At 66.0% G+C, this 26,004-nt stretch carries 28 protein-coding genes; 18 read left to right on the top strand and 10 right to left on the bottom strand.

The window, feature by feature from the left end; all coding sequences use genetic code 11:
- Window positions 1–12 precede the first annotated feature (12 nt).
- The 7 genes from cpaB to ABC347_RS01810 all read left to right on the top strand — a co-directional run bounded on the left by cpaB (window position 13) and on the right by ABC347_RS01810 (window position 7,199).
- On the top strand, window positions 13–1,041 hold the full coding sequence (gene cpaB, locus ABC347_RS01840) for a Flp pilus assembly protein CpaB (protein ID WP_413244083.1): 1,029 nt from the start codon (window positions 13–15) through the stop codon (window positions 1,039–1,041).
- 1 nt (window position 1,042) lies between these two features.
- The gene (locus tag ABC347_RS01835) at window positions 1,043–2,668 is read left to right on the top strand and encodes a type II and III secretion system protein family protein (RefSeq protein WP_413244082.1); all 1,626 of its coding nucleotides are present in this window, start codon (window positions 1,043–1,045) and stop codon (window positions 2,666–2,668) included.
- A 24-nt stretch (window positions 2,669–2,692) separates the two neighbouring features.
- Window positions 2,693–3,328, top strand: coding sequence for a CpaD family pilus assembly protein (locus ABC347_RS01830; RefSeq protein WP_413244081.1), 636 nt, complete (start codon window positions 2,693–2,695; stop codon window positions 3,326–3,328).
- A complete protein-coding gene (locus ABC347_RS01825) occupies window positions 3,328–4,611 on the top strand; it encodes a pilus assembly protein CpaE (protein ID WP_413244080.1) in 1,284 nt (427 codons plus the stop codon). The genes ABC347_RS01830 and ABC347_RS01825 overlap by 1 nt, the downstream gene beginning before the upstream one ends.
- 46 nt (window positions 4,612–4,657) lie before the next feature.
- Entirely contained in the window at window positions 4,658–5,623 is a 966-nt protein-coding gene (locus ABC347_RS01820) for a type II secretion system F family protein (RefSeq protein WP_413244079.1), read from the top strand.
- Between the two features lie 19 nt (window positions 5,624–5,642).
- The gene (locus ABC347_RS01815; RefSeq protein WP_413244078.1) at window positions 5,643–6,641 is read left to right on the top strand and encodes a type II secretion system F family protein; all 999 of its coding nucleotides are present in this window, start codon (window positions 5,643–5,645) and stop codon (window positions 6,639–6,641) included.
- A 69-nt stretch (window positions 6,642–6,710) separates the two neighbouring features.
- The gene (locus ABC347_RS01810) at window positions 6,711–7,199 is read left to right on the top strand and encodes a hypothetical protein (protein WP_413244077.1); all 489 of its coding nucleotides are present in this window, start codon (window positions 6,711–6,713) and stop codon (window positions 7,197–7,199) included.
- A gap of 9 nt (window positions 7,200–7,208) precedes the next feature.
- Here the strand turns inward: ABC347_RS01810 and ABC347_RS01805 are convergent, their stop codons facing one another.
- The 4 genes from ABC347_RS01805 to ABC347_RS01790 all read right to left on the bottom strand — a co-directional run bounded on the left by ABC347_RS01805 (window position 7,209) and on the right by ABC347_RS01790 (window position 13,826).
- Window positions 7,209–7,688: a hypothetical protein gene (locus ABC347_RS01805; protein ID WP_413244076.1), complete on the bottom strand. Its 480-nt coding sequence runs from the start codon at window positions 7,686–7,688 to the stop codon at window positions 7,209–7,211.
- 35 nt (window positions 7,689–7,723) lie between these two features.
- Entirely contained in the window at window positions 7,724–10,411 is a 2,688-nt protein-coding gene (ppdK, locus tag ABC347_RS01800) for a pyruvate, phosphate dikinase (protein WP_413244075.1), read from the bottom strand.
- A gap of 197 nt (window positions 10,412–10,608) precedes the next feature.
- Entirely contained in the window at window positions 10,609–12,951 is a 2,343-nt protein-coding gene (glyS, locus tag ABC347_RS01795) for a glycine--tRNA ligase subunit beta (protein WP_413244074.1), read from the bottom strand.
- Between the two features lie 5 nt (window positions 12,952–12,956).
- On the bottom strand, window positions 12,957–13,826 hold the full coding sequence (locus ABC347_RS01790; RefSeq protein ID WP_413246979.1) for a glycine--tRNA ligase subunit alpha: 870 nt from the start codon (window positions 13,824–13,826) through the stop codon (window positions 12,957–12,959).
- A gap of 115 nt (window positions 13,827–13,941) precedes the next feature.
- Here ABC347_RS01790 and ABC347_RS01785 point away from each other — a divergent pair, with 115 nt between their 5' ends.
- The 4 genes from ABC347_RS01785 to ABC347_RS01770 all read left to right on the top strand — a co-directional run bounded on the left by ABC347_RS01785 (window position 13,942) and on the right by ABC347_RS01770 (window position 17,200).
- Window positions 13,942–14,862, top strand: a complete 921-nt coding sequence (locus ABC347_RS01785; protein WP_413244073.1) for a TraB/GumN family protein — start codon at window positions 13,942–13,944, stop codon at window positions 14,860–14,862.
- A gap of 142 nt (window positions 14,863–15,004) precedes the next feature.
- Window positions 15,005–15,709 (top strand): 50S ribosomal protein L25/general stress protein Ctc, encoded by a 705-nt coding sequence (locus ABC347_RS01780; protein ID WP_413244072.1) that lies wholly within the window; start codon window positions 15,005–15,007, stop codon window positions 15,707–15,709.
- A 60-nt stretch (window positions 15,710–15,769) separates the two neighbouring features.
- Window positions 15,770–16,339, top strand: a complete 570-nt coding sequence (gene pth, locus ABC347_RS01775) for an aminoacyl-tRNA hydrolase (RefSeq protein WP_413244071.1) — start codon at window positions 15,770–15,772, stop codon at window positions 16,337–16,339.
- A 105-nt stretch (window positions 16,340–16,444) separates the two neighbouring features.
- On the top strand, window positions 16,445–17,200 hold the full coding sequence (locus tag ABC347_RS01770; RefSeq protein WP_413244070.1) for an energy transducer TonB: 756 nt from the start codon (window positions 16,445–16,447) through the stop codon (window positions 17,198–17,200).
- 43 nt (window positions 17,201–17,243) lie between these two features.
- Here ABC347_RS01770 and ABC347_RS01765 read toward each other — a convergent pair whose 3' ends face one another.
- Window positions 17,244–17,381, bottom strand: coding sequence for a hypothetical protein (locus tag ABC347_RS01765; RefSeq protein WP_413244069.1), 138 nt, complete (start codon window positions 17,379–17,381; stop codon window positions 17,244–17,246).
- A gap of 153 nt (window positions 17,382–17,534) precedes the next feature.
- Here ABC347_RS01765 and ychF point away from each other — a divergent pair, with 153 nt between their 5' ends.
- From ychF to ABC347_RS01750, 3 genes are read left to right on the top strand one after another with little or no spacing between them, the layout of a single operon-like run.
- Entirely contained in the window at window positions 17,535–18,635 is a 1,101-nt protein-coding gene (gene ychF, locus ABC347_RS01760; protein WP_413244068.1) for a redox-regulated ATPase YchF, read from the top strand.
- 7 nt (window positions 18,636–18,642) lie between these two features.
- Window positions 18,643–19,086: a MaoC family dehydratase gene (locus ABC347_RS01755; protein ID WP_413244067.1), complete on the top strand. Its 444-nt coding sequence runs from the start codon at window positions 18,643–18,645 to the stop codon at window positions 19,084–19,086.
- Complete coding sequence (locus ABC347_RS01750) at window positions 19,083–19,211, top strand: hypothetical protein (protein WP_413244066.1); 129 nt, start codon at window positions 19,083–19,085, stop codon at window positions 19,209–19,211. Before ABC347_RS01755 ends, ABC347_RS01750 begins: the two co-directional genes overlap by 4 nt.
- A 99-nt stretch (window positions 19,212–19,310) precedes the next feature.
- On the opposite strand, the gene ABC347_RS01745 is transcribed toward ABC347_RS01750, so the two are convergent.
- From ABC347_RS01745 to petA, 4 genes are all read right to left on the bottom strand, one after another.
- On the bottom strand, window positions 19,311–20,003 hold the full coding sequence (locus ABC347_RS01745; protein WP_413244065.1) for an MOSC domain-containing protein: 693 nt from the start codon (window positions 20,001–20,003) through the stop codon (window positions 19,311–19,313).
- 89 nt (window positions 20,004–20,092) lie between these two features.
- On the bottom strand, window positions 20,093–20,929 hold the full coding sequence (locus ABC347_RS01740; RefSeq protein ID WP_413244064.1) for a cytochrome c1: 837 nt from the start codon (window positions 20,927–20,929) through the stop codon (window positions 20,093–20,095).
- Window positions 20,930–20,952: 23 nt separating this feature from the next.
- Window positions 20,953–22,266 carry a cytochrome b gene (locus ABC347_RS01735; protein WP_413244063.1) on the bottom strand — a complete coding sequence of 438 codons (1,314 nt, stop codon included), beginning with the start codon at window positions 22,264–22,266 and terminating at the stop codon, window positions 20,953–20,955.
- 10 nt (window positions 22,267–22,276) lie between these two features.
- On the bottom strand, window positions 22,277–22,846 hold the full coding sequence (petA, locus tag ABC347_RS01730; RefSeq protein WP_413246978.1) for a ubiquinol-cytochrome c reductase iron-sulfur subunit: 570 nt from the start codon (window positions 22,844–22,846) through the stop codon (window positions 22,277–22,279).
- Window positions 22,847–23,028: 182 nt separating this feature from the next.
- On the opposite strand from petA, the gene ABC347_RS01725 reads away from it, so the two are divergent.
- The 3 genes from ABC347_RS01725 to ABC347_RS01715 all read left to right on the top strand — a co-directional run bounded on the left by ABC347_RS01725 (window position 23,029) and on the right by ABC347_RS01715 (window position 24,753).
- Complete coding sequence (locus ABC347_RS01725) at window positions 23,029–23,478, top strand: tRNA (cytidine(34)-2'-O)-methyltransferase (RefSeq protein ID WP_413244062.1); 450 nt, start codon at window positions 23,029–23,031, stop codon at window positions 23,476–23,478.
- Window positions 23,475–24,320, top strand: a complete 846-nt coding sequence (gene hemF / locus ABC347_RS01720; RefSeq protein ID WP_413244061.1) for an oxygen-dependent coproporphyrinogen oxidase — start codon at window positions 23,475–23,477, stop codon at window positions 24,318–24,320. Before ABC347_RS01725 ends, hemF begins: the two co-directional genes overlap by 4 nt.
- 112 nt (window positions 24,321–24,432) lie before the next feature.
- The gene (locus ABC347_RS01715) at window positions 24,433–24,753 is read left to right on the top strand and encodes a hypothetical protein (RefSeq protein ID WP_413244060.1); all 321 of its coding nucleotides are present in this window, start codon (window positions 24,433–24,435) and stop codon (window positions 24,751–24,753) included.
- Window positions 24,754–24,982: 229 nt separating this feature from the next.
- Here ABC347_RS01715 and ABC347_RS01710 read toward each other — a convergent pair whose 3' ends face one another.
- Entirely contained in the window at window positions 24,983–25,366 is a 384-nt protein-coding gene (locus ABC347_RS01710) for a hypothetical protein (protein ID WP_413244059.1), read from the bottom strand.
- A 228-nt stretch (window positions 25,367–25,594) separates the two neighbouring features.
- Between ABC347_RS01710 and ABC347_RS01705 the strand changes: the two genes are divergently transcribed.
- Entirely contained in the window at window positions 25,595–26,002 is a 408-nt protein-coding gene (locus tag ABC347_RS01705) for an endonuclease domain-containing protein (RefSeq protein ID WP_413244058.1), read from the top strand.
- Window positions 26,003–26,004: the final 2 nt, after the last annotated feature.

Below are 26,004 nucleotides of genomic sequence, written 5' to 3'. Positions count from 1 at the left end.
GCTTTTGCCGTCATGGATGTTAAGAAGCTCGCGCTGCTGATTGGCGCGCTCGTTATGGCCGGGGTCTCGGCCCTAATGGCCAGAAGCCTGTTCACAGGATCCGTCGCGCCGACCGCGCAGGCCGCCATCCCGGCACCCGTGCCGCTTGGGCCGGAAGTGCTGGTCGCGACCCGTGCGCTACCTGTCGGCACGATCATCGGGCCCGACAGCTTCAAGTATCAGCCCTGGCCCAAGGATCTGGTGGAGAAGGCCTATTTCATCAAGGGCGAGGCCGATCCGGCCGCGCTGCAGGGCACGGTGGTGCGCTATCCGGTGACGGCCGGTCAGCCGCTGACGCAAGGCGCGCTGGTGAAGCCCGGCGATCGCGGCTTCCTGGCCGCAGCGCTCGGCCCCGGCATGCGCGCCGTCACGCTGCCCGTATCGGCCCAGTCTTCGGTCGCTGGCTTCATCTTCCCCGGCGATCGGGTGGACGTGATGCTAACGCAGGACGTGGCTGGCGGCGGCGATGGCCCCCCGCTCAAGGTTTCCGAGACGGTGATGCGCAACGTGCGCGTGCTGGCGACCGACCAGCGCACCGACAATGTGGTGAACGAGGAAGGCAAGACTGTCGTCACCACCTTCTCCACCGTCACGGTCGAAGCAACGCCCAAGATCGCCGAGAAACTGGCGGTTGCCCAGACGATCGGTTCGATCAGCCTTTCGCTGCGATCGATCGCCGACAACACCGCGGAGCTGGAGCGCGCCATTGCCGCCGGCGAAGTGAGCGTGCCCGAAAGCGACGATCCCAAGGTCGAGAAGAAGTTCCTGCTCGAAGTGGCTTCGCGTCCGGTCGATGGGGACAACAGCTTCTCCACCGGAGCCGACGTCTCGCGCTTCCAGCGCCGCAGCGTGCCGGCCAAGCCGGTCGAGCCCGGCCAGCCGGCTGCTGCCGGTGGCCAGTCGATGGTCACGTCGAGCGGCCTGCTGCCGCGCCCCGCCGGCCCGATCGTCCGGATCGCGCGCGGCAACACCGTCTCCGAAGTTCCCGTGGGGGGGAAGTAACATGGTCAAGTCCCTGATGAACGGCGGCGCGATCGGCCTGATCATGGCCGCAGCGCTGGCCGGCGGCCTGGCCGCGGCACCGACGCCGACCTACGCCCAGATGCCCGCCAACGCCGGTGAGCCGAGCGAGACGGTCACGCTGTCCGTCGGCCGCGGCACGCTGATCAAGCTGCCCGCCGCGATGTCGGACATCTTCGTCGCCAACGACAGCGTGGCCGACGTGCAGGTGAAATCCGCCAACCAGCTCTATGTGTTCGGCAAGGCCGGCGGCGAGACCAACGTCTATGCCACCAACAAGGCCGGCGCAGTCGTCTGGTCGGCGACGGTGCGGGTTGGGCAGAACATCAACAGCGTCGGCACGATGCTGAAGCTGGCGATGCCCGAAGCTGCGATCACCGCCACCCCGATGAACGGGCTGGTGCTGCTGACCGGCACGGTGTCGACGCCCGAAGACGTGGCCGAGGCGACCAACCTGGTGAAGGCCTTCGTCGGCGAGAACACGCAGGTGGTGAGCCGGATCAAGGCGGCGACGCCGCTGCAGGTGAACCTGCAGGTCAAGATCGCCGAGGTGAGCCGCGATTTCGTCAAGAATATCGGCGTGAACCTGCTCAGCCGCGACACGACCGGCGGGTTCCTGTTCGGCGTGGCGCAGGGCCGCAACTTCGGCACGATCGGCGACATCTCGACCGCCAACTTCCCGCAGCTGAATGCGGATTCCTTCCTGGGCCTGCCAGCGGGCACCGGCGCGACGCTGCCGTTCAATCCGCTGACCCGTCAGTTCGTGACGAGCCCCGGCGGCGCCGGCACGGCCTATAACTTCGCCAAACTTGGGCAAGGCGCGGGCAAGACTGCGATCGGCCTGGCCGGCAAGCTGTTCGGGCTCGACCTGGCGGCCGCCATCGACCTGGCGGAAACGCAGGGTCTGGTGACCACGCTCGCCAATCCGAACCTGACCGCGCTGTCGGGCGAGACGGCGAGCTTCCTTGCCGGCGGCGAAGTGCCGATCCCGGTCAGCCAGGGGCTGGGCTCGGTTTCGGTCGAGTATAAGCAATATGGCGTGAGCCTGGCTTTCACCCCATTCGTGCTGGCCGACGGGCGGATCTCGATGCGGGTGCGGCCCGAGGTTTCGCAGCTGACGAGCGCGGGATCGGTGACGCTGAACGGCTTCACCGTGCCGGGCCTGAGCACCCGCCGCGCGGAGACGACGATCGAGCTCGGCTCCGGCCAGAGCTTCATGATCGGCGGCCTGCTCTCCAACAATCACAACAATGCGATCGACAAGGCCCCCGGCCTGGGCGACCTGCCGATCATCGGTGCGCTGTTCCGTTCGAACAGCTTCCGCCGGCAGGAAACCGAGCTGGTGATCATCGTGACGCCGTACCTGGTGAAGCCGGTATCGGCCAACGAGGTGAAGCTGCCGACCGACGGCTATCGCGCCCCGACCGATCTGGACCGAGTGCTGGGTGGCGCACTGTTCGAAGGCAAGAGCGGCGAGCAACGGCCGAAGCCGACATCGGCCCCGCCGGTGCAGGCCAACGGCCCGCTGATCCCGCCCGCCCCGGCGCGGGGTGCGGCCGGCGCAGCTGCAAAGGGTGCCGCCGCGGCGCCCGGCTTCTCGATCAACTGAGCCCCGCGCGGAGGAGATAGACAGATGCGTATCAAAAGCGCCGCCGCCCTGATCGGTCTCGGCCTCACGCTCGCCGCGTGCGGACCTGCCAATCGCGGGCTTGAATCCATCCACCAGCCGGTGGTGCAGCGCACCGACTATGTGCTCGACGTCGCCAGCAGCGGCTACGACGGGCTGGCTAGCGGCGAGGCCCAGCGACTGGGCGACTGGTTCGAATCGATCGACCTGCGCTATGGCGACCGTGTCTCGATCGACGACCCGTCGGGCTATGCCGATGGCAGCCGCGCCGCGGTTGCCAAGGTGGCCGCACGCTACGGCCTGCTGGTGGATCGCACCGCCCCGATCACGCAGGGCGAGGTGCCGCAGGGCGCGGTCCGCGTGGTCGTCAGCCGGGCGGTCGCCAATGTGCCGAACTGCCCGCGTTGGGATCGACCGGCCAATATCGACTTCGAAGGTGCCGGCACGCCCAACTATGGCTGCGCCACCAATTCGAACCTGGCGGCGATGGTCGCCAATCCGGAAGATCTGGTGGTCGGCCGCAACAGCACCGGCGTCGATGCCGCGGTCACCGCGCGCGCGCTGAAGGCCTATCGCGATACCGAGCCGAGCGGCGCCGGCGGCAAGCTGAAGAGCGAATCCACCCAGGGCGGAGGCAAGTAATGAACGCACCGTTCAACCCGCGCGCGGGCCTGCGCGAACCGTTCACGGCCTTCGTCTGCGACGAATCGACGGCCGACATGCTGCGGCCCGTCGTCTCCGAGCTCGGCTGGGCGCAGGAGAAGGTCAATCGCGGCGGGCTGCGCAATGCCGTGCAGACGCTTTCGGTTTCCGCCAGCCCGCACATCCTGTTCGTCGATCTGTCCGAATCGGGCGATCCGCTGAACGACATCAACGCGCTGGCCGAAGTCTGCGAGCCGGGTACGGTGGTGATCGCCGCGGGCCAGGTGAACGATGTTCGGCTGTACCGCGATCTCGTGGCGTCCGGCATCCAGGACTATCTGCTGAAGCCGTTCAGCCCGGATCAGCTGCGCGATGCATTCGCCAATGCGCAGATGACGATCAGCGGCCCACGCAATGCTGATACCGGTGCAGCGGCGGATCGCCCGCACCTGGTAGCGGCGGTGATCGGTGCACGCGGCGGGGTCGGCGCATCGTCGCTGACGGCGTCCATCGCCTGGCTGTTCGGCGACAAATCCCAGCGCTCGACCGCGCTGCTGGACCTGGACGTGCATTTCGGCACCGGCGCGCTGGCACTGGATCTCGAGCCGGGCCGCGGGCTGATCGATGCGATCGACAATCCGGGCCGTATCGACGGGCTGTTCCTGGAACGCGCGATGGTGAAGGCCAACGAGAAGCTGGCCGTGCTGTCCGCCGAGGCGCCGATCAGCGCGCCGATGATGACCGACGGAGCCGCCTTCTACCAGCTTCAGGAGGAGCTGAAGAGCGCGTTCGAATGCACGGTGATCGATCTGCCGCGGCACATGGTCGTCCAGTATCCGCACCTGATGCACGAAGTGCAGGCATCGGTGGTGGTGACCGAACTGACGCTGGCCGCGACCCGCGATACGATCCGCATCCTGTCATGGCTGAAGTCGTCCGCCCCGCAATCGCGCGTGGTGGTGGTCGCCAACAAGGTGCCGGCCAAGGGTGATCCCGAGATCAGCCGCAAAGATTTCGAGACGTCGATCGAACGCAAGATCGATTTCGTGATCCCGCTGGAGCCCAGGCTGGCCGGCCAGGCCGCCAAGCTCGGCAAGCCGCTGGCCGAGGTCGCCAAAGCCGGCAAGGCCGGCACGACGATGGCCGATCTGGCGACCCAGCTGCTCGACATGGCCGGCGCCGCCCCCACTAAGGACGGCAAAGGCAAGGGTGGATCGGCAGGCAAGTCGCTGATGGGCAAGATCGGCGATTTCCGCACGATGCTGAAGAAGAAGCCGGCCTGATCCGTGCTGCGGTGGCCCGAACTGGCGTGACGAGAGGCGCAGTCGAATGACCTTGATCCTCTTCATTGGCGGGCTGGCGGCGATGGTGCTGCTGGCGGTGGCCGCCTTCTCCGGCCCGTCCACGGGCAAGGCGAGGACGCGCCGGCTCGACGCCGTCAAGGCGCGCCACACCGGCACCGGCGAAGCCGTGGTCGCCGCGCAGATGCGCAAAATCCTGGCGCAGCGCGACACCAGGCTCGACAGCTATTTCACCAAGCTGATCCCGAACCCGGCGATCCTGCGGAAGCGGCTGGAGATGACCGGCAAGAACTGGACGCTCGGCAAATATGCCGTCATCTCGCTGGGCCTGCTCGCGATCGTCGGTCTGGCTGCTTGGCTGAAGGGGCTGCCGCTGATGCTGGCGCTGCTCCTGGGGCTGTTCGTGGGGCTGGGCCTGCCGCACATGATCGTCGGGATGGCGATCAAGAAGCGGGTCGGCAAGTTCACCGCGAAATTCCCCGACGCGATCGAATTGCTGGTACGTGGCCTGCGCTCCGGCCTGCCGATTTCGGAGACGCTGGGCGTGGTCGGCCAGGAAGTGCCCGGCCCGGTCGGCATCGAATTCCGCGCGGTCGCCGACAAGATGAAGATCGGCCGCACCATGGATGCCGCGCTGCAGGAAACCGCAGACCGGCTGGGAACGCCCGAATTCCAGTTCTTCACGATCACCCTGGCGATCCAGCGCGAGACGGGCGGCAACCTTGCCGAGACGCTTTCAAACCTTGCGGAAGTGCTTCGCAAGCGCAGCCAGATGAAGCTGAAGATCAAGGCGATGTCTTCGGAATCGAAGGCATCCGCCTACATCATCGGCGCGCTGCCCTTCACCGTGTTCGGCATGATCTGCTACATCAACTATGATTATATGGGCAAGTTCTTCAGCGACGAGCGGCTGATGATTGCCGGTGGTGGCGGGCTGATCTGGATGGCGATCGGTGCGTACATCATGAAACAGATGATCAACTTCGAGATCTGAGCGAGGGCGGGACAGCAACATGGAAACCGCAGCCGGCCCGACCCTGATGGGAGTCGACGTCTTCTTCGTCGCGACGATGATGACGGCCGTCGCCACCTTCGCGCTGCTTGTCGCCATCTATGCGGCGACAACGGTGCGCGACCCGATGGCGAAGCGCGTGAAGGCGCTGAACGAGCGTCGCGAACAGCTGAAAGCCGGCATCACTGCCTCCACGTCCAAGCGCCGTGTGAAGCTGACCAAGTCCAACGAGACGACCGATCGGATGCGCTCGTTCCTGGCATCGCTGAAGGTGCTGCAGGATACGCAGCTGAAGGATGCGCAGAAGAAGCTGGCGCAGGCCGGCATCCGTTCGAAGGACGCCGCGGTCGCGATCATCTTCGGTCGGCTGGTGCTGCCGATCGTGATCGGCGGCGGTGCGGCGCTTGCCGTCTATGTGTTCAAGGTCGTGCCGGACTGGAGCCCGATCAAGCAGTTCGGGCTGGTCGCGACTGCGTTGATCGGCAGCTACAAGGCGCCCGACACGATCGTGAAGAACAAGATCACGAAGCGTTCGGCCGCGATCCGGAAAGGTCTGCCCGACGCGCTGGATCTGTTGGTGATCTGCGCCGAAGCCGGCCTGACCGTGGATGCCGCGTTTCACCGCGTCGCCAAGGAACTGGGCAAGGCCTATCCCGAGCTGGGCGACGAATTCGCACTGACCGCAATCGAGCTCGGCTTCCTGACCGATCGCCGGACTGCGTTCGAGAATCTGGCCAACCGCGTCGACCTGGATTCGGTCCGCGGCGTCGTGACGACCATGATCCAGACCGAGAAGTACGGCACCCCGCTGGCTTCGGCGCTGCGCGTGCTTTCGGCCGAATTCCGCAACGAACGCATGATGCGCGCGGAAGAGAAGGCAGCCCGCCTGCCTGCGATCATGACCGTGCCGCTGATCCTGTTCATCCTGCCGGTGCTGTTCATCGTGATCCTCGGGCCGGCGGCCTGCTCGATCAGCGACAGCTTCCTCAACCGGAACTAGGAACTAAGCCGTAATGGAACGGGGTGCGGTGCGCCCCGTTTCACCCCTGTAATCGGCAGGGGATGCACGATGAGCTTTTCGACGAACGAATGGGGCGTGCTGCTGCTCGTGCTGCTGCTGGGCTGGCTGTTCGGCCTAGCATCACGATCCGGCGGACGGCGCTGGAAGCGCGAATATGAGCGCGAGCGGGCCGAGCATGCCGCATTGCGCGAAGCCAAGGACGCCCGCATCGAAGCGGCCAATGCGCGCATCGCCGAACTGGAGCGCCATGCGCCAGTGGGCGTGGGCGCAGCGGGCGGAATCGCGGCGGCGGCGCGGGGCAAGCGCGATGATCTGTCGCTGATCCACGGCATCGGGCGCGAGGGCGAGACGCGGCTGAACGATGCCGGCATCCACCGCTATCGCGACATCAGCGCGCTGAGCGCGAAGGACGAGGCGGCGCTTGAAGGACGGATGGGCTGGGAGCCCGGCCATATCGAGCGGCAGCGCTGGCGCGAGCAGGCCGACATGCTGGAAGCCGGCCGGCACGACGAGCATCGCGGTCGTTTCTTCAACTGATCAGCGCGGTCAGCCGGCGGCGGTCGGACAGCTTTGCAGAGTGACGTCGCCGATCGGTTTGCCATTGGTTTCGGCGCGGACGACCCGGATGCGATTGTCGGCAAGATGGTCGATCGTCCAGCGCTCCTGCGTTTCGAGCCCTTCGGCGGTGCAGGCGTAATCGAGCGTGATGCGATCGGCGCTCTCGTCGATCGCGCGGCCGGTGCAGCTGGTTTCGCCGGCGGTGGACACGCCATCACGGGTGAAGCGCCAGCGGCCGCCGGCGCACAGATCCGCGGTGGCGGCCCAATCGCCGGTATAGTCGAACGTCGCGGTCGCAGGAAGCGTGCCCCCGCCCTTGTCGATCCGCGCCTTGCCTCCGCGTCCCTCGGGCATCGGCGACACCGATGCGCCTTCGCGCGTAGCCTGGGTGACGGTGCGCTGTTCGGCGCCCTCGCCTTGCCCGCAGCCGAACAGCAGGAGCGGCATCATCATCTTCAGCGCGTGCATCGGCCTATCTCCTTGTAGACAGGTCAACGCACGGATCAGCCTTTCAGCGCCGCCTGCGCTGCAGCCAGCCGCGCGATCGGCACGCGATAGGGCGACGCGGAGACATAATCGAGGCCGAGCTGTTCGCAGAAGGCGATCGAGGCGGGATCGCCACCATGTTCGCCGCAGATGCCGAGCTTGATATCGGGCCGCCCCGCGCGCCCGCGTTCCGCCGCCATCGCGATCAACTCGCCAACGCCATCGATGTCGAGGCTGACGAACGGATCCTTGGCGTAGATGCCCTTGTCGACATAGGCGGTGAGGAAGCGGCTGGCATCGTCACGGCTGACGCCGAGCGTCGTCTGCGTGAGATCGTTGGTGCCGAACGAGAAGAATTCGCCGACCTCGGCGATCTCGCGCGCCTTGAGCGCGGCACGCGGCAGTTCGATCATCGTGCCGACCAGATAGTCGATGCGTCGGCCCTTGTCGGCGAACACCGCTTCGGCGGCCTTGTCGATCACGGTCTTCATCAGCTCCAGCTCGCGCCGCGTGCCAACCAGCGGGACCATGACTTCGGGGATCGGCGCGTCGCCGCTCGTCTCCGCCACTTCGACCGCGGCCTCGAAGATGGCACGCGCCTGCATCTCGTAGATCTCGGGATAGGTGACGCCCAGCCGGCAGCCACGATGGCCGAGCATCGGGTTGAATTCGTGCAGCTCGGCCGCGCGGCGGCGCAGCGCCTCCACGCCCAGCCCGGTCGCCTTGGCGACCTCGGCGAACTCCTCCTCCTCGTGCGGCAGGAATTCGTGCAGCGGCGGATCGAGCAGGCGGATGGTGACGGGCAGGCCGGCCATGATCTCAAAGATCTGGCGGAAATCGTCGCGCTGCTCGGGCAGCAGCTTTTCCAGCGCGACGCGGCGGCCCTTCTCGTCCTCCGCCAGGATCATCTGGCGAACGGCGGTGATGCGCGCGGCATCGAAGAACATATGCTCGGTACGGCAGAGACCAATGCCTTCGGCGCCGAACTGGCGCGCGGTGCGGCAATCGGCGGGGGTTTCGGCGTTGGTGCGCACCTTCAGCCGGCGGACCTTGTCCGCCCAGACCATCAGCGTGCCGAAATCGCCGGCCAGCTCGGGCTCCACCGTGGCGACTTCGCCCAGCATCACTTCGCCGGTCGCGCCATCGATGGTGATGACATCGCCCTCGCCCACCTCGCGCCCGCCTACGCGGAAGCGCTTCGCCTTCGCATCGATCGCCAGTGTCCCGACCCCCGACACGCAGGGGCGGCCCATGCCGCGCGCGACCACGGCAGCATGGCTGGTCATGCCGCCGCGTGCGGTGAGGATGCCGCGGGCGGCGTGCATGCCGTGGATATCCTCCGGGCTGGTCTCGGTGCGGACCAGGATGACGGCGTCGCCCATCTCGGCGCGCTTTTCGGCGGTATCGGCATCGAACACGACGATGCCCGATGCGGCGCCCGGCGAGGCCGGCAATCCCTTGGCGATCACATCGCGCGGGGCGGCGGGATCGAGCGTGGGGTGCAGCAGCTGATCGAGCGCGGACGGATCGACGCGGGCGACTGCCTCAGCCTCGGTGATCAGCCCTTCTGCCGCCATGTCGACCGCGATCTTCAGCGCGGCCTTCGCGGTGCGCTTGCCGGCACGCGTCTGGAGCATCCAGAGCTTGCCCTGCTCCACCGTGAATTCGATATCCTGCATGTCGCGGTAATGCGTCTCGAGCAGGTCGAACACCTTGGCGAGCTCTCCATAGACCTGCGGCATCGCCTCTTCCATCGAGGCGGGCTTCGCATTGGCGGCCTCACGCGCGGCCTTCGTCAGATATTGGGGCGTACGGATGCCGGCGACAACATCCTCGCCCTGCGCGTTGATCAGATACTCACCGTAATAAGCGCGATCGCCCTTCGAGGGATCGCGGGTGAAGGCGACGCCGGTGGCCGAGGTTTCGCCCATATTGCCGAACACCATCGCCTGCACGTTGACCGCGGTGCCCCATTCGCCGGGGATACCGTTCAGCCGGCGATAGACCTTGGCGCGTTCGGACTGCCACGATCCGAACACCGCGCCGACCGCGCCCCACAACTGCTCGTGCACGTCCTGCGGGAAGGGCTTGCCCCATTCCTCCTCGACGATCGCCTTGTACTGGCGGACCAGCGCTTCCCAGTCGGTGGCGGACAATTCGGTATCGAGGCTGACGCCCTTGTCTTCCTTGGCGATCTCCAGCGCTTCCTCGAACGCGCCATGATCGAGCTCGAGCACGACATCCGAATACATTTGGATGAAGCGGCGATAGCTGTCCCACGCGAAGCGCGGATCGCCCGAGACGGCGGCGAGGCCGGCGACGGTCTCGTCGTTCAGGCCCAGGTTCAGCACCGTATCCATCATTCCCGGCATCGAGGCGCGCGCGCCCGAGCGGACCGAGACGAGCAGCGGGTTGGCGGGATCGCCGAACGCCTTGCCCGTCACTGCCTCGATATGGGCGATGCCGCCCGCCACTTCGGCGCGCAGGCTTTCGGGGAAGGCCTGGCCCTCGTCATAATAGCGCGCGCACATCGCGGTGGAGATGGTGAAGCCCGGCGGCACCGGCAGGCCGATCGACGCCATCTCCGCCAGGTTCGCGCCCTTACCGCCGAGCAGATTCTTGTCACCGGAGCCGCCATCGGACACGCCGCCGCCGAAGCGGTAGACATAGCGATCGGACGTTTCAGCCACCGCTGCGCTTGCCATCAGAAAATTGCTCCGGATCGTCTCTCGATTGCGCGCCTATTGCACCGCAGCACCGCGTGACACAACTCCGGCAAAGGGAGAGGGGTTGCTCGGATGCCCGAACGCTTGCGGTCGGCCGCGCATTGCGCCGGCCACACACGAAGAATCCCGTTTCGGGACGAAGTTCACACCGTCCAGCGCGCGGGCGGCGCGGCGGATCAGCCCTCGATCTTCGAGAAATCCGCGACGCGATGGACGGCATCACGGATCCGCGCGAGCAGGCCCAGCCGATAGGCGCGGATCGCGGGATCGGGATCGTTGACGGTGACATCGTCGAAGAAGCCGTCGATCGGCGCGCGCAAGGTGGACAGGGCCTGCATGGCACGCGCGAAATCCTCCTGCTCGACCGCGGCGGCAGCGGCCGGCTCGGCCGCATCGAGCGCGGCGACCAGCGCGGCCTCCGCGGGCTGCGCAGTATAGCCCGGAGGGGGGGCTGTAGGAAAGTTCTGCGTGCCGTCCTTCTTCTGCTCGATGCGGAGGATGTTGGCGGCGCGCTTGTATCCGGCGAGCAGGTTCGCGCCGTCATCGGTGGCGACGAACGCCTGGAGCGCATGGACGCGGGCGAGCAGGCGGACAAGGTCGTCCTCCCCGCCGAGCGCGAACACGGCATCGATCAGATCGTGGCGGACGCCGGCTTCGCGCTGCTGGACTTTCAGGCGGTCGGCAACAAAAAATGCCGTTAGCTGTCCAGCATTCTCCACAGCTTTCCAATCGGGGAACCATAGATGACTGGCTATGTGATTCCGGTGCGCTGCACCAATGCGCCTTTGTTGTTCTGGCCGATTAAAGGCATCGGAACTGATTTCGGGCACTCGCAGCAAAAAGTCCGATATAGCCTCGTCAATCAACGCATTTAGCCGGTCGTATTCACCAGCATGACGCCTTCTCAAATCTTTTGTATATGTATCAAGACGCTCTCCAAGGTCGGCAATATCGTCGGCCATTCGATACGCATAGCCTTCCTGCTGCATAACGCCGAGGGAATGCCAGACTGATCGCAGCCCAACTCTAACATTATTGCGCAAGATTATCGCGATCGAAGCCAAAGCTTGCCTGCGAAGCGCAAATGGATCACGAGAACCGCTCGGCGGCTCACCGGCCGCAAAGAATGCGAAAATCGTATCCAGCTTGTCCGCCAGTGACACCGCTACCGTCACCGGCGCGGTCGGTACCTCATCGCCCTGGCCGACCGGCTTGTAATGGTCGCGGATCGCGTCGGCGACGGCTTCCGGCAGGCCTTCGGCGCGGGCGTAATAGCCGCCGATCACGCCTTGCAGTTCGGGGAACTCGCCGACCATGCCGGTGACGAGATCGGCCTTGCAGAGTCGGGCAGCCTGTTCGGCCATGTCGGCGAGGGTCTGCCGCTGCGCGGAGGAGGATTTCACGATCCCCTCTTCCACCAGCCAGCGGGCCAGCTTCGCGACGCGATCGACCTTGTCGGCGACGGTACCGAGCTTTTCGTGGAAGACGATCTGCGAGAGCTTGCTTGCCTGGTCTGCGAGGGGGATCTTGAGATCCTGTTCCCAGAAGAATTTCGCGTCCGACAGCCGCGCGGAGAGCACGCGCTGGTTGCCCGCGACGATCGCGGCACCGCCGTCCTGCGCATCGATATTGGCGGTGCAGATGAAGTTCGGGGCAAGCGCGCCGGCGGCATCGACGCAGGCGAAATATTTCTGGTTGGTGCGCATGGTGAGCTGGATCACCTCGCGCGGGACTTCGAGGAAGGCGGGATCGAAATCGCCGAGCAGCGGCACCGGCCATTCGGTAAGGCCGGCATTCTCGGCGACCAGCCCCTCGTCCGGCACGACCGACAGGCCGCGGGCGGCGGCGGCGCGGGCGGCGCCGTCGCGGATGATCTGCTGGCGCTCGGCCGGATCGAGGATCACGTGGCAGGCGCGCAGCTTGGCGGCATAATCGTCCGCATTGCCGATCGTGACGATATCGGGATGGTGGAAGCGGTGGCCGACGGTGGCGGCACCGCTGACGATGCCGTCGATCTCCAGCGCCACGACATTATCGCCCAGCAGCGCGACGATGCCTTTCAGCGGGCGCACCCAGCGCAGCGACGCGGTGCTGGCGGACGCGGTGCCCCAGCGCATCGATTTCGGCCAGGGGAAGGCGCGGATGATCGCGGGGATCGCGGCGGCGAGCACATCGGCAGTGGCGCGGCCGGGCTGCTCGACGACCGCGAACAACACGCCGTCGCGTTCGACCAGCTGATCACGGGTGAGGCCGGTCTTGCGCAGGAAGCCTTCGAGCGCCTGCGGCGGCGCGGAGGCGCGCGGGCCCTTGGTCTCCTCTGACACCGGATCGGTGGCGGCGGGCAGGCCGCGTGCGATCAGCGCCAGCCGGCGTGGGGTGGCATAGGTTTCGATCGCGGCAGCGGCGAGCCCGGCCTTCGCGATCTCGGCCGCGAACAGCCGCTCGAGATCGGCACAGGCCTTTGCCTGCATCCGCGCGGGGATTTCTTCGGACAGGAGTTCGAGGAGGAAATCGGTCATCGGCTTCACGCCACCCATCCGTTGTGGGTCATCCAGGCTTCGCAGGCGCCTTTCGCCAGATCGCGGACGCGGCCGATATAGGCCTGGCGTTCGGCGACCGAGATCACGCCGCGCGCCTGAAGGGTATTGAAGATGTGGCTGGCCTTGATCGTCTGATCATAGGCGGGCAGCGGCAGGCCGCGCTCGATCAGCGCCTTCGCCTCGTCGGCGGCCATGCGGAACTGCTGGAACAGCGTATCGGTGTTGGCCGCCTCGAAATTATAGGCGCTGAACTGACGCTCGTTTTCGAGGAAGACGTTGCCATAGCTGACGCCATCATCGTTGAAGCGCAGATCATAGACGTTGTCGACGCCCTGGATGTACATCGCCAGCCGTTCGAGCCCGTAGGTGAGCTCGCCCGCGACCGGCTTGCAATCATAGCCGCCGACCTGCTGGAAATAGGTGAACTGGGTGACTTCCATCCCGTCGCACCAGACTTCCCAGCCCAGCCCCCAGGCGCCGAGCGTGGGGCTTTCCCAGTCATCTTCCACGAAGCGGATGTCGTGGCGCGTGAAATCGATGCCGATGCGGGCCAGCGAGCCGAGATAGAGATCCTGCAGATCGGCCGGGCTGGGCTTCAGGATCACCTGATACTGGTAATAATGGCCAAGCCGGTTGGGATTCTCGCCATAGCGGCCGTCAGTGGGGCGGCGCGAGGGCTGGACATAGGCGGCCTTCCACGGCTTCGGCCCCAGCGCGCGCAGCGTGGTGGCGGGATGGAAGGTGCCGGCCCCCATTTCCATGTCGTAAGGCTGGAGGATCACGCAGCCCTGCGCGCTCCAATAATCATGGAGCGTGAGGATCAGGTTCTGGAAGCTCAGCGGCTGGGCCACGATCGAGGATATCCCTGGTTTGTGGCTGCGCGTTATGCGGCCAAAGCGAGCGCGGTCAACCTTCGGGCGCGCGAGGCACCCTTCACGCCGCGTTCAGGGCGGAGTAGCGAAGGCGGCGATGATGTTCTTCCGTCCGCTGATCGCCGCCCTGGCGCTGACCGCCGCCGCCCCCGAGCCGACCCCGGCCCCGGTGCAGGCCCCCGCCCCCGCCGCGGACACCACGCTGCACATCGCGAAGCCCGCCTTGTGGAAGGTGAGCGATGCGGACACGACGATCTGGCTGTTCGGCACGATCCACGTGCTGCCCGAAGGCTATGCCTGGCAGAACCCGGTGCTGCGCGAGGCATTTGGCCAGGCGGACACGCTGGTGATCGAGACGCTGCTCGACAAGGAGCCCGAGAAGGCCGGCGCGCTGCTGCTGAAGATGGGATCGAGCCCGGGCCTGCCGCCGCTGATCGAGCGGGTGGCGCCCGACAAGCGCGCCGCGCTGGAGACGATGCTGAAGCGCAGCCCGGTGCCGACATCGCTGCTGGACCGGATGGAGACGTGGACGGCGGCGCTGATGCTGGTCGGCGTGACGATCGGCGATCTCGGCATGGAAGCGGGCAACGGTGTCGAGGACATCGTGCAGAAGCAGTTCAACGATGCGAAGAAGCCGATCGAGGGGCTGGAATCGCCCGAGCAGCAGCTGGGCTTCCTGGATGCCCTGCCCGAGCCCGAGCAGCGCAAGTTCCTGGAGACCCTGCTGGAGGATCCCAAGACCGCCAAGGACGACTTTGCCGAGATGCTGGCCGCCTGGGCAAAGGGAGACGAGGCCGGGATCGCGGCGACCTTCGACGAGGATCTGGAAGTCAGCCCCGCGCTGCGCGAGGCGCTGCTGGTGCGTCGGAATATCGCCTGGGCGGACAGCATCCAGAAAATGCTGGCGGATCGCCCCGGCAAGATCCTGATCGCCGTGGGCGCGGGCCATTTGGCAGGTCCGGGATCGGTGCGCGAACTGCTCGAGAAGAAGGGGCTGAAGGTCGAACGGGTGCAGTGAGCCTTCCTGTCCGCCCTCGCCGGGGGCGGATCTTCGCCGACTTTGACTCGCCGCGCCGCCTCCGCTATGCGCGCGCCTCCCCGTCATGGTCATCCCTGGAGGCGCGGCGGGGGTTGATGATATCCAGCAATCGGAGACTGCAATGAGCGATCAGCTTACGCTGTCGGCCGGGACGCGCGAACGGGCTGGCAAGGGAGCCTCCCGTGCCATGCGTCGCGAAGGCCGCGTGCCCGCCGTGATCTACGGCCAGAAGAAGGACCCCGTCTCGATCCACGTCGAGGAAAAGGCGCTCGCCAAGGCGCTGAGCACGGGCCACTTCATGAACACCGTCGTGATGATCGACATCGACGGTCGCAAGACGCGCACGCTGCCCAAGGACGTGCATTTCCATCCGGTCAGCGATCGCCCGATCCATGTCGATTTCCTGCGGATCAGCGAGCATGCGACCGTCACCGTATCGGTGCCGGTGCATTTCACCGACCATGACGACGCTCCCGGCATCAAGCAGGGCAATGGCGTGCTGAACGTCGTCGCGCACGAGCTGGCGCTGGTCTGCGATGCGGCCGACATCCCGACCGAGATCACGATCTCGCTGGCGGGCCGCGAGATCGGCGACACCATCCATGTGGGTGACATCACGCTGCCCAAGGGCGTGACGCCGGCCAACGAGGACGAGGCCGTGACGATCGCGACGATCGTGCCGCCGACCGTGCCGACCAAGGAAGACGAGGAGCTTGAGGCGCAGGTCGCCGCCGAGCAGTCCGAAGCTTCGGCCGAGGCCGCTGCCGAGGAGGCCGCCGAGGCCGACTCCGACGCCGAGGATGGCGAAGGCGACAAGGCGGAGTAATCCGCGACGGCAGCCCCTTCCCGCGATCGGGAAGGGGCTCGCCCCACAAGAGGCCCATCGATGCAGATCTGGGTCGGCCTGGGCAATCCGGGTGCGCAATATGCGCTGCACCGCCACAATGTCGGCTTCATGGCGCTCGATACGATCGCCGAGCTGCACCGGTTCGACCCGTGGAAGAAGGGCTTCCAGGGCTGGACCACCACCGGCCGGATCGGCAGCGACCGCATCCTGCTGCTGAAACCCGCCACCTTCATGAACGACAGCGGCCGCGCGGTGGGCGAGGCTATGCGCTTCTACAAGCTGGCCGAAGGCGACGTCACCGCCTTCCACGACGAGCTCGACCTGGCGCCGTTCAAGGTGAAGGTGAAGACCGGCGGCGGCACCGCGGGGCATAACGGCCTGCGATCGACCGAGGCCCATATCGGCAATGCGTTTCGCCGGGTGCGGATCGGCATCGGCCATCCCGGCCACAAGGACCGGGTAACGCCCCATGTGCTGGGCAATTATTCCAAGGCTGAGATGGACGATCTGGCGCAGATGCTGGGCGCGATCGCCGCGGAGGCCCCGTGGCTGGCGGCGGGCGACGATGCCCGCTTCATGAACGAGGTGGCGCTGCGGATGCAGGGCTGACACGGGCCGATTGCAGCACGGCCAATGCGCCGATAGCCTGATCGCCAGCGTGCGGGGGGCGTGAGATGGCGGGGCTGACGACCGGGTTGATATGGCTTGCGATCAGTGCCGCCAGCACTCGCGCCCGGCGGGCCATGGGTGGTCGATCGATCGGAAGGCGGCTGCAGCCTGCTGCGCACGTTCGGATCGGGCGCGGATGCGGTTTCGGTCAGGATCGACCGGTCCCCGATCTCCAGCACGATGCTCTTCACCCTGCTTGCACCGGCCGTCGATGGCCGTGACAGCAGCGAGCGGGAACGCGCTGTCCGCATCGAACCGGGATTGCGGTGGCGGGCCAGCGACGCCCCCGTCGAACGCATCGCCGACAAGCGCGAGAAATTCTATCTTGCGATCCCCTCCCCCAAGGATCTGTCGACCGCTACGCGGATCACATTCGAGATCGGTGACGGCCGCGAGATCGCGATCCTGCCGACGGGACTGCCGGCGGGGTTGCGCGCGCTGGACGGATGTTCGTGGCGGCAATTGCAGGAATGGGGCATCGATCCCGCGCAGGTGGGGCGGATCGTCCAGCCGGCTGTCGAAGCCCGCCCGATCGTGATGGACGACCGCGATTTTCCGAACGAAGCGTTGGAAAACGGCGCGCGCGGGGTGGTGACGGTGCTGTGGCAGATCTTGGCGAGCGGACAGGTCAGCTGGTGCCGCAATGTCCACCTGTCGGGATCGACGGCGTTCGCCCCGGTCCCGTGCCGCGCGATCCGCGCACGGGGGCGGTACCAGCCCGCCCGCGACGCGAGCGGTAGCGCTGTCGAGTCCTATGCCATTCGTCGTGTCGCCTTCTGGCAGCCGAAGCTGCGGCGATAGAAGGCCGGCGGGTCCGCGACGCGCCGCCCCGTCGCACGCCGCATCAGATCGGCGAGACGCCCATGAATTTCAGCAGGCCGAGCACCAGCAGCAGCAGCAGCGCGATCGCGGCGATGATGTCGGCGATGTTGAAGCTGCTCTTGGCGACGACAACATGCTCGTCCCGATTGATGTCACTCATGGTGCAATCCCCTTGCTGGTATCGGGGCCGTAACGGCCGCATGCGCAACCCGCTCTACCGGCGCCCAAGCTGGCATTCGGGACGCGCGCGCGCTATCGGCGGCGCGATCCGCCGGCCCGTTGCGCCGGCATTCCTGACAGGACGACCAAGACCATGGGTTTCCGCTGCGGCATCGTGGGCCTGCCGAACGTCGGCAAATCGACTCTCTTTAACGCGCTGACCGAGACCGCGGCGGCGCAGGCGGCCAACTATCCCTTCTGCACGATCGAGCCCAATGTCGGCCAGGTGGCGGTGCCGGACGAACGTCTGCAGACGATCGCGAAGATCGGCCAATCCGCCAAGATCATCGAGACGCAGCTGGGCTTCGTCGACATTGCCGGCCTGGTGCGCGGCGCATCCAAGGGCGAAGGGCTGGGCAACCAGTTCCTGGCGAACATCCGCGAAGTGGATGCGATCGTGCATGTGCTGCGCTGCTTCGAGGATGGCGACGTGACCCATGTCGAAGGCAAGGTCGATCCGATCGCCGACGCCGAGACGGTGGAGACCGAGCTGATGCTGGCCGACCTGGAGAGCCTGGAGAAGCGCGTGCCCGCATTCCAGAAAAAGGCGGCGCAGGGCGACAAGGAGGCCAAGGCGGCAGCATCGGTGCTGGGCCAGGCGCTGGAGCTGCTGCGCGCCGGCAAGCCCGCCCGGCTGACCGATCCGAAGGACGAGGACGAGCAGCGCATCTTCGATACCGCCCAGCTGCTGACCGCTAAGCCCGTACTCTATGTCTGCAATGTCGACGAGGGTGCTGCGGCCGAAGGCAATGCGCTGTCGGCGCGCGTGTTCGAGAAGGCGGCAGCCGAAGGCGCGCAGGCGGTGGTCGTCTCCGCCGCGATCGAGGCCGAGATCGTGACGCTCGACCCCGCCGACCGCGCCGAATTCCTGAGCGACCTGGGGCTGAGCGAGACCGGGCTCGCGCGCGTGATCCGCGCAGGATATGAACTGCTGGGGCTGAAGACCTTCTTCACCGTGGGGCCGAAGGAGGCGCGCGCCTGGACCTTTCACGCCGGATCGAAGGCACCGCAGGCGGCGGGCGTGATCCACACCGATTTCGAGCGCGGCTTCATCCGCGCCGAGACGATGGCCTATGATGATTATGTGAAGTTCAACGGCGAGGCCGGCGCGCGCGAGGCGGGCAAGTGGCGTTCGGAAGGCAAGGATTATGCCGTGCAGGATGGCGACATCCTGATGTTCCGCTTCAACGTGTGAGGGCGCGATGACCTTCGACGATTTCGCGGTTGGCCAGGTGGCGCGATTCGGCCGCTACGAGGTGACGCGGGAGGAGGTGCTGGCCTTTGCCGCGGCCTATGATCCGCAGCCTTTCCACCTCGACGACGCGGCCGCCGCGGCGAGCCCGATCTTCGGCCGGCTGGCGGCCAGCGGCTGGCATACCGCGGCAATGACGATGCGGATGATGGTGGATCACTGGCAGGCCACCGGCGGCGGCACATCGATGGGATCGCCCGGGCTGGACGAGCTGCGCTGGCTGCGCCCGGTCTATCCCGGCGACGTGCTGCGCGTGGAGGCCGAGGTGATCGCGGTGAAGCCATCCGCATCAAAACCCGACCGCGGCGCGGTGACGAGCCGGACGACGACCTTCAACCAGGATGACCAGCCGGTGCTGAGCTTCGTGGCGACGAGCTTCTTCGCGCGGCGTTGATCGGAACCCGCAGCAGGGACTGGACGCCGACACAGGCGCTGACGATCACGGGCGGCTATTCGGGCGTGCTGGGCGGCCGCGGCGACGACAGTATCTTCCGGATCATGGCGTCGCTCGCCTTCTAGGCCGCCCGACCGGGCTTTGCCCGGCCGTCGCTTCATCGCTCCAGGCGTCGCGTGACGGCGCGCCTGGGGCGACGTGTGGACCCGGTGGAGAGTGGAGGTTCAGACGCATTCCAGCGGAGAATGCGGCAGCGGCGGCAGTTCGACTTCGATGAGATCACCGGGGCGGACCACGCCACCGTCTCGCACGACCGCCATGATCCCGGCCTTCCGGATCACCTCGTTATTCGGTCCGCGGGCCAGCACGGCGGCGAGCAGGCCCGGCTGGAAGCGCTCGATCTGAGCGCAGGGATTGCGGAGACCCGTCACCTCGAGGACCACATCGCGCCCGAGCCGCAGCCTCGCGCCCCTCGGGAGAGCGAGCAGATCGATACCGGCCGTGGTAACATTCTCGCCGAGATCGGCGGCGCCGACCCGGAACCCCTTTGCTTCCAGCTCGGCGAACAACTCGGCGTGGATCAGGTGAACCTGCCTGTAGTTCGGCTGGCTTGGATCGCTGGCGACCCTGGAGCGATGCTTGACGGTGTCGCCTGCATGAGCATCGCCCCTGACGCCGAGCCCGGCGATGACCTCGATCTGCGACACCAGCCGTTTAGAGAAGCGATGGTCCCCATCGCTGGCAACCGCGACTATTCGACCGTCCTGCATCCGAGCCTCCCGCTCACGACGTAGGCAGGTGGATGAACGACCGCAATCGACCATCGGCGGTCGTTCCGTCGGCAGCTTCGGCTTCGCTTTCGCCGCATGATGGCCGGACACGTTGTGCGGGCGGACTTCTGAATTCTGGCTTTTCAAGACGACGAGATGCCCCCGCCCCTCGCAGCAAAGAAAAAGGCGCCCCGGCCCAAGCCGGAGCGCCCTTTCAACGCCTGCGCCGATGCCGATCAGGCGGCGACGCGCTTGCCCTTCTTTTCCGCCCAGATCGTCTGGTAGCTGAGATAGGCCAGCGTAGTGGCGATCAGCAGGAAGATGACCACGGCCCAGCCGGTGCGCTTGCGGTTCTCAAGCTTGGGTTCGGCGGTCCAGATCAGGAAGGCCGAGACGTCCTTGGCCATCTGATCGATCGTCGCATTGGTGCCGTCGGCATAGCTCACCTGGCCATCGGCGGCGAGCGGCGCGGGCATCGCGATGTTGAGGTTCGCGAAATAGGGGTTGTAGTACAGCCCCGTGCCCGGCTGCGCTTCGGCCGGCAGGTTGGCAGGCGGATTCTGGTACCCGCTGAGCAGCGAGTAGACATAGGCCGCGTGGCCTTCGCGCGCCTTCGTCATCAGCGACAGATCCGGCGGCAGCGCATTGTTGTTCGCGGCGCGCGCGGCAGTCTCGTTGGCATAGGGGCTCGGGAACTTGTCCGACGGCAGCGCCTTGCGGGTCGCGGGCTCGCCGGTGGCGGGATCGACCGAAGGCACCTCGATCGCCCACTGGTTCGCGATCGCCTTCACCTCGGGCGCGGTGAAGCCGATTTCCTGCAGGTCGCGGAAGGCAACCAGGTGCAGCGAATGGCAGGCCGAGCAGACTTCCTTGTAGACCTGGAAGCCGCGCTGCAGCTGCGCACGATCGAACTTGCCCATCGGGCCATCGCTGCTGAAGGCGACTTCCTTGGGGTGCTTGTGGAAGCGATGGGCGACCGATTCCTCGGCCGCTTCACGCGGGGTCACGATCACCGAGAAGATGAGCGCGAAAAGGAAACCACAGCCTACGAGGAAGGCGATGATGCGGGCCATCTGTTCTTAACTCCTCGAGAGGCTCAGGCGGGCTGGCCGGCGGGGCCGGTGCCGGTATCCACCCCGTAAGGCGCGGCTTCCGCCTTCTCGCCATGCAGCACCGATTCCGAGATCGAGTTAGGCAAGGGCAGCGGCCGCTCGATCGCCGAGACGATGGGCAGGATGATCAGGAAATGGGCGAAATAATAAGCCGCGCAGATCTGGCTGGCGAGCACGACCATCGGCGTGACTTCCGCCTGGCCGAGATAGCCGAGCGCCACCACGTCCAACACCAGCACCCAGAAGAACTTCTTGTAGAGCGGGCGATAATTGGCCGAGCGGACCGGCGAGCTGTCGATCCAGGGCAGGAAGAACAGCAGCAGGATCGACCCGAACATCGCGATCACGCCCCACAGCTTCGCCGGGATCCAGAGGAAATCGCCGGTGAACGCCTTCAGGATCGCGTAGAAGGGCAGGAAATACCATTCGGGCACGATGAGAGCGGGCGTGGAGAGCGGGTTGGCCGGGATGTAATTGTCCGGATGGCCCAGCATGTTCGGCGCGAAGAACAGGATCAGCGAGAACACGATCAGGAACACGCCCAGCCCGAAGCCATCCTTGGCGGTGTAATAGGGGTGGAACGGCACCGTATCCTGCGGCCCCTTCACGTCCACGCCGGTCGGATTGTTCGACCCGGGGATGTGCAGCGCCCAGATGTGCAGGATGATGACGCCCGCGATGACGAACGGCAGCAGATAATGCAGCGAGAAGAAGCGGTTGAGCGCGGCATTGTCCGGCGCGAAGCCGCCCAGCAGCCAGATGCGGATCGGATCGCCCACTACCGGGATCGCCGAGAAGAAGCCGGTGATCACCTGCGCGCCCCAATAGGACATCTGCCCCCAGGGAAGCACATAGCCCATGAAGGCGGTGGCCATCATCAGCAGGAAGATGACCACGCCGAGCAGCCACACCATTTCACGCGGTGCCTTGTACGATCCGTAATAGAGGCCGCGGAAGATGTGCAGATAGACGACGATGAAGAACATCGATGCGCCGTTGGCGTGCGCATAGCGCAGCAGCCAGCCGCTGTTCACATCGCGCATGATATGTTCGACGGAGTCGAACGCGATCGCGCCGTTGGCGGCATAATGCATCGCCAGCACGATGCCGGTGATGATCTGGATGCCCAGCGCGGCCCCGGCGAGGACGCCGAAGTTCCAGAAATAGTTCAGGTTGCGCGGGACCGGATAGCCGGCGCCGACCGCGTTGTAGACCAGCCGGGGCAGCGGCAGCCGCTCGTCCAGCCACTTGGTGAGACCCAGCTTGGGTTCGTAAGGCTTCGCCCAGGGAAAGCTCATCTTCTCTACCTCAGCCGATCTGGATCACGGTATCAGACTTGAACGCATAGTCGGGGACATGCAGGTTCAGCGGCGCCGGGCCCTTGCGGATGCGCGCGGCGGTATCATAGTGCGAGCCGTGGCACGGGCAGAAATAGCCGCCGAAATCGCCCTTGGCCTCGCCTTCCGCGGCGCCCAGCGGCACGCAGCCGAGATGGGTGCAGACGCCCAGCGTGACCAGCCAGTTGGCCTTCCCTTCCTTCGTGCGTTCCGCCAGCGTCTGGGGATCGCGCAGCGAGGAGACGGGCACGGCATTGGCCTCCGCAATCTCCTTCGGGGTCAGGTTGCGGATGAACACCGGCTGCTTGCGCCACTGCGTCTTGATCGCCTGGCCCGGCTGGATCGCGGAAAGATCGACCTCAATCGAGGCGAGCGCCAGCACATCGGCCGAGGGGTTCATCTGGTTGACCAGCGGAAGCAGCACGGTGGCGGCACCGACACCAGCAAAGCTGACCGCGGCGACGTGGATGAAATCGCGACGGCGGACGGCGCCTTCGGCCTCCACTGCCGGCTGATGGTCGGACTGTTCGAGCGTCGCCATTCCCATGCCTTTGCGCCATTATCCTTATGCACGAACGGCAGGGCGCGCCAAGCGGCAGCCCTGTTTCGCCGACGCCCGAGCCCCCGGGCGATTGGCGCGCTGTAGCCCTGTGCACGCCGGTTTGCCAATATCGATTTTGCCACGCTTGCCAGCAGCGTTGCAGCCCGCGTAGCGAAGCGGCCATGCGGATCGCGCTGCACCAGCCCGACATCGCCGGCAATGTCGGCACGATCCTGCGGCTGGCGGCCTGCCTCGGGGTGGCCGTCGACATCGTCGAGCCGTGCGGCTTCGCGTTCGGCGATCGTGCGCTGAGGCGGGCGGGGATGGATTATGCGGACGCCGCACCGGTGACTCGCCATCCCGACTTCGCCAGTCTGCGGGCGTCCGCGCCGGGCCGGATCGTGCTGCTGACGACGCGCGCCGCCTGCCCCCTGCCCGATGCCCGGTTCCGGCCCGACGACATGCTGCTGCTGGGATCCGAAGGTGCCGGCGTGCCCGATGCGGTGCACGATGGCTGCGACCTGGCGGTGCGGATCCCGATGCGGCCGGGCTTCCGGTCCTTGAACGTGGCGGTCTCGGCTGGCATCGCATTGGCCGAAGCGCTGAGACAGACGGGGGGATGGCCGCAATGATCGCACTGGACGCCGAACAGCAGGCCGCGCGCGACTGGTTCGAGAGTTTGCGCGACCGGATCTGCGCTGCGTTCGAGGCGATCGAGCGCGAGGCGGGATCGGACGCGGCGTTCGACTATCGCCCCTGGAACCGCGACGACGACCCGGAGGCCAAGGGCGGCGGCGGCGTGCAGGGGCTGATGAAGGGCCGCGTGTTCGAGAAGGTGGGCGTCAACGTCTCGACCGTGGGCGGCGCGTTCGCCCCCGAATTCGCCAAGTCGATCCACGGTGCGGGCGAGGATCCAAGCTTCTTCGCCACCGGCATCAGCCTGGTCGCGCACATGGCCAATCCGCATACGCCGGCGGTGCACATGAACTGCCGCTTCCTGGCGACGACCAGGCGCTGGTTCGGAGGCGGCGCAGACCTCAATCCGCCGATCCCGTACGAAGAGGACACCGCCGACTTCCACGCCGCGATGCAGGCGGCCTGCGACGCCAATGCGCCGCCGGGCGACTATCCGCGCTTCAAGGCCTGGGCCGACGAGTATTTCTGGATCCCACACCGGAAAGTGCATCGCGGGGTCGGCGGCATCTTCTACGATCATCTGGAGGGCGACTTCGAGCCGAGCTTCGCACTGACCCGCGCGGTGGGCGAGGCGTTCCTGGGCATCTTTCCGACGCTGGTGCGGCGGCGGATGGGCATGGCCTGGACCGAGGCGGACCGCGCACAGATGCTGGCGTTTCGCGGCCGCTATGCCGAGTTCAACCTGGTCTATGACCGCGGCACCAGTTTCGGGCTGAAGACCGGCGGCAATATCGACGCGATCCTGATGAGCCTGCCGCCGCTGGCGGCGTGGGAGTGAGGTCCACTTGGGGTGTGACGATTTGAGCGGTTGGATGTGTGAGCCGTCCCGCTAGAATGAGCGCCTTTGGAGACTCGCCATAGTACTGAGCACTCCGCTATTTGCACTCACAGTGCCGGCGACCCTGCAGCAGGTGGAGACCCAGCTGGCGGCGCTCAACTATTACACGGAATTGGCTCAGTGGACCTACTTATGCCACGACCCTGATCTACGTAAGCGCAGGACGCACGACCTACGGATCGACAAATTGAAGGCGCGCGTCATCGCTGTTTTCCCGACCATCAATCTTGATGCCGGACGCGGCAAAACTGACTATTCTTGCCGTCGTTCTGATAGAACCACGCCCATTTCCCGCGACTTTCACCAGATGATAGGCAGGCAGATCGATCGTCTCGCGAAGCAGGTAGAGGCACTACTTCCGCCGCTGAAATAAACTGGTGTTAGCTAGTTTGGCAGCGCAACGAGGCATTTCGCCAACCGTCATCCCGGCGAAATCCGGGATCGAGAGTTGCAGAGGACGACGCTCGCGGCTCTGGATCCCGGATCAAATCCGGGATGACGAGCGGTGGCGTGCTCCTGCGCAAGGCAGGAGCCCAGAGCGGGCTGGACAGTTTGTCGCGCGCCCATCAGCTGATCCAACGCCGTGAGACCTCGACGATTGTTCAGCGGGCATTACTGCGTTCCAGCGCAAGTGTCGAACCCGCGCCACACAAGCCGCCGCAATGGAAATCCAGGTCCAGCGTAGCTCGGTTCCCGACAATTTCTGGATCATAAATTTGGAAATACTCGTCGATCTGGTTGCCGCACAGGTTAAGCGACTTTGGGAGCAAACGTGAGGGCAATGGATAGACCACGCCGCTGTTACTTCCGGACGACGAGCTTCGCACATCCGCCTGTATGCACGGGCGCTTGCCTGAGATTTCCCGGTAAACTTGATCGCTGGCAAGCGCGGCCGCGATTATAGCCTCTTGCTCGGTATCGCGATGTCCGCAGCCCACTCCGCCGAGGCACAGCATCGTGGCTATCGCTACGCGATACAACGGCATGAACAGTTCTCCCGATTGTCCTCCAGAAAGTAGCCGACTTCACTCTACGCAATCCAGTCGTTCTCCCGCCACCCCGGCGGAAGCCGGGATCCATATAGCGGAAACTTGCGCTCGTGGCTCTGGATCCCGAATCAAGTCTGGGATGACGAAGGAGGGACTAGATTCCGATCCTCCCCCGGAGGGGGAGGGGGACCGCTGCGTAGCAACGGTGGAGGGGTAGGCTGCGGCATGCTCCACGGTCCGAAGATCACGCAATGGCGCGCTCGAGAGTTAAGACGGGCAATGAGCCTGCCGGAAGTGATATTGTGGCGCGCACTCCGCGAGCGCCCCGCCGGCCTTCGCTTTCGTCGCCAGCATCCAGCAGGCCGCTACATCCTCGATTTCTTTTGCCCGGCGCATCGGCTGGCGATCGAGATCGATGGCGAAGCCCATGATCGCGGCGACAGACCCGAGCGCGATGCGGATCGTGATCGCTGGCTTTCCGAGCAGGGAGTTCGTGTAATCAGGGTCGCGGCCCGTGATGTTCTGGGCGATCTGGATGCGGTGGTTCGGCATATCGAGAGTGCGGCGCTCGGAACGCGCTACCCCTCCACCAGCTTCGCTGGTCCCCCTCCCCCTCCGGGGGAGGATTTTTAGCT

Origin of the sequence: Sphingomonas canaveralia, from assembly GCF_047238125.1 — a bacterium.
In the GTDB taxonomy this organism is placed as follows: domain Bacteria; phylum Pseudomonadota; class Alphaproteobacteria; order Sphingomonadales; family Sphingomonadaceae; genus JBDFMH01.
Note: the sequence above shows the minus strand (reverse complement) of the source record. Positions and strands in the feature narration are given on the sequence as shown.

Coding starts and splice junctions, on each gene's coding strand:
- ABC347_RS01765 (WP_413244069.1), bottom strand. CDS start 17,381: ATGAGTGACATCAATCGGGACGAGCATGTTGTCGTCGCCAAGAGCAGC.
- ABC347_RS01725 (WP_413244062.1), top strand. CDS start 23,029: ATGCGGATCGCGCTGCACCAGCCCGACATCGCCGGCAATGTCGGCACG.
- petA (WP_413246978.1), bottom strand. CDS start 22,846: ATGGCGACGCTCGAACAGTCCGACCATCAGCCGGCAGTGGAGGCCGAA.
- ppdK (WP_413244075.1), bottom strand. CDS start 10,411: ATGGCAAGCGCAGCGGTGGCTGAAACGTCCGATCGCTATGTCTACCGC.
- ABC347_RS01835 (WP_413244082.1), top strand. CDS start 1,043: ATGGTCAAGTCCCTGATGAACGGCGGCGCGATCGGCCTGATCATGGCC.
- glyS (WP_413244074.1), bottom strand. CDS start 12,951: ATGACCGATTTCCTCCTCGAACTCCTGTCCGAAGAAATCCCCGCGCGG.
- ABC347_RS01755 (WP_413244067.1), top strand. CDS start 18,643: ATGACCTTCGACGATTTCGCGGTTGGCCAGGTGGCGCGATTCGGCCGC.
- hemF (WP_413244061.1), top strand. CDS start 23,475: ATGATCGCACTGGACGCCGAACAGCAGGCCGCGCGCGACTGGTTCGAG.
- ABC347_RS01710 (WP_413244059.1), bottom strand. CDS start 25,366: ATGCCGTTGTATCGCGTAGCGATAGCCACGATGCTGTGCCTCGGCGGA.
- ABC347_RS01740 (WP_413244064.1), bottom strand. CDS start 20,929: ATGGCCCGCATCATCGCCTTCCTCGTAGGCTGTGGTTTCCTTTTCGCG.
- cpaB (WP_413244083.1), top strand. CDS start 13: ATGGATGTTAAGAAGCTCGCGCTGCTGATTGGCGCGCTCGTTATGGCC.
- pth (WP_413244071.1), top strand. CDS start 15,770: ATGCAGATCTGGGTCGGCCTGGGCAATCCGGGTGCGCAATATGCGCTG.
- ABC347_RS01705 (WP_413244058.1), top strand. CDS start 25,595: ATGCTCCACGGTCCGAAGATCACGCAATGGCGCGCTCGAGAGTTAAGA.
- ABC347_RS01810 (WP_413244077.1), top strand. CDS start 6,711: ATGAGCTTTTCGACGAACGAATGGGGCGTGCTGCTGCTCGTGCTGCTG.
- ABC347_RS01815 (WP_413244078.1), top strand. CDS start 5,643: ATGGAAACCGCAGCCGGCCCGACCCTGATGGGAGTCGACGTCTTCTTC.
- ABC347_RS01820 (WP_413244079.1), top strand. CDS start 4,658: ATGACCTTGATCCTCTTCATTGGCGGGCTGGCGGCGATGGTGCTGCTG.
- ABC347_RS01780 (WP_413244072.1), top strand. CDS start 15,005: ATGAGCGATCAGCTTACGCTGTCGGCCGGGACGCGCGAACGGGCTGGC.
- ABC347_RS01785 (WP_413244073.1), top strand. CDS start 13,942: ATGATGTTCTTCCGTCCGCTGATCGCCGCCCTGGCGCTGACCGCCGCC.
- ABC347_RS01830 (WP_413244081.1), top strand. CDS start 2,693: ATGCGTATCAAAAGCGCCGCCGCCCTGATCGGTCTCGGCCTCACGCTC.
- ychF (WP_413244068.1), top strand. CDS start 17,535: ATGGGTTTCCGCTGCGGCATCGTGGGCCTGCCGAACGTCGGCAAATCG.
- ABC347_RS01825 (WP_413244080.1), top strand. CDS start 3,328: ATGAACGCACCGTTCAACCCGCGCGCGGGCCTGCGCGAACCGTTCACG.
- ABC347_RS01805 (WP_413244076.1), bottom strand. CDS start 7,688: ATGCACGCGCTGAAGATGATGATGCCGCTCCTGCTGTTCGGCTGCGGG.
- ABC347_RS01735 (WP_413244063.1), bottom strand. CDS start 22,266: ATGAGCTTTCCCTGGGCGAAGCCTTACGAACCCAAGCTGGGTCTCACC.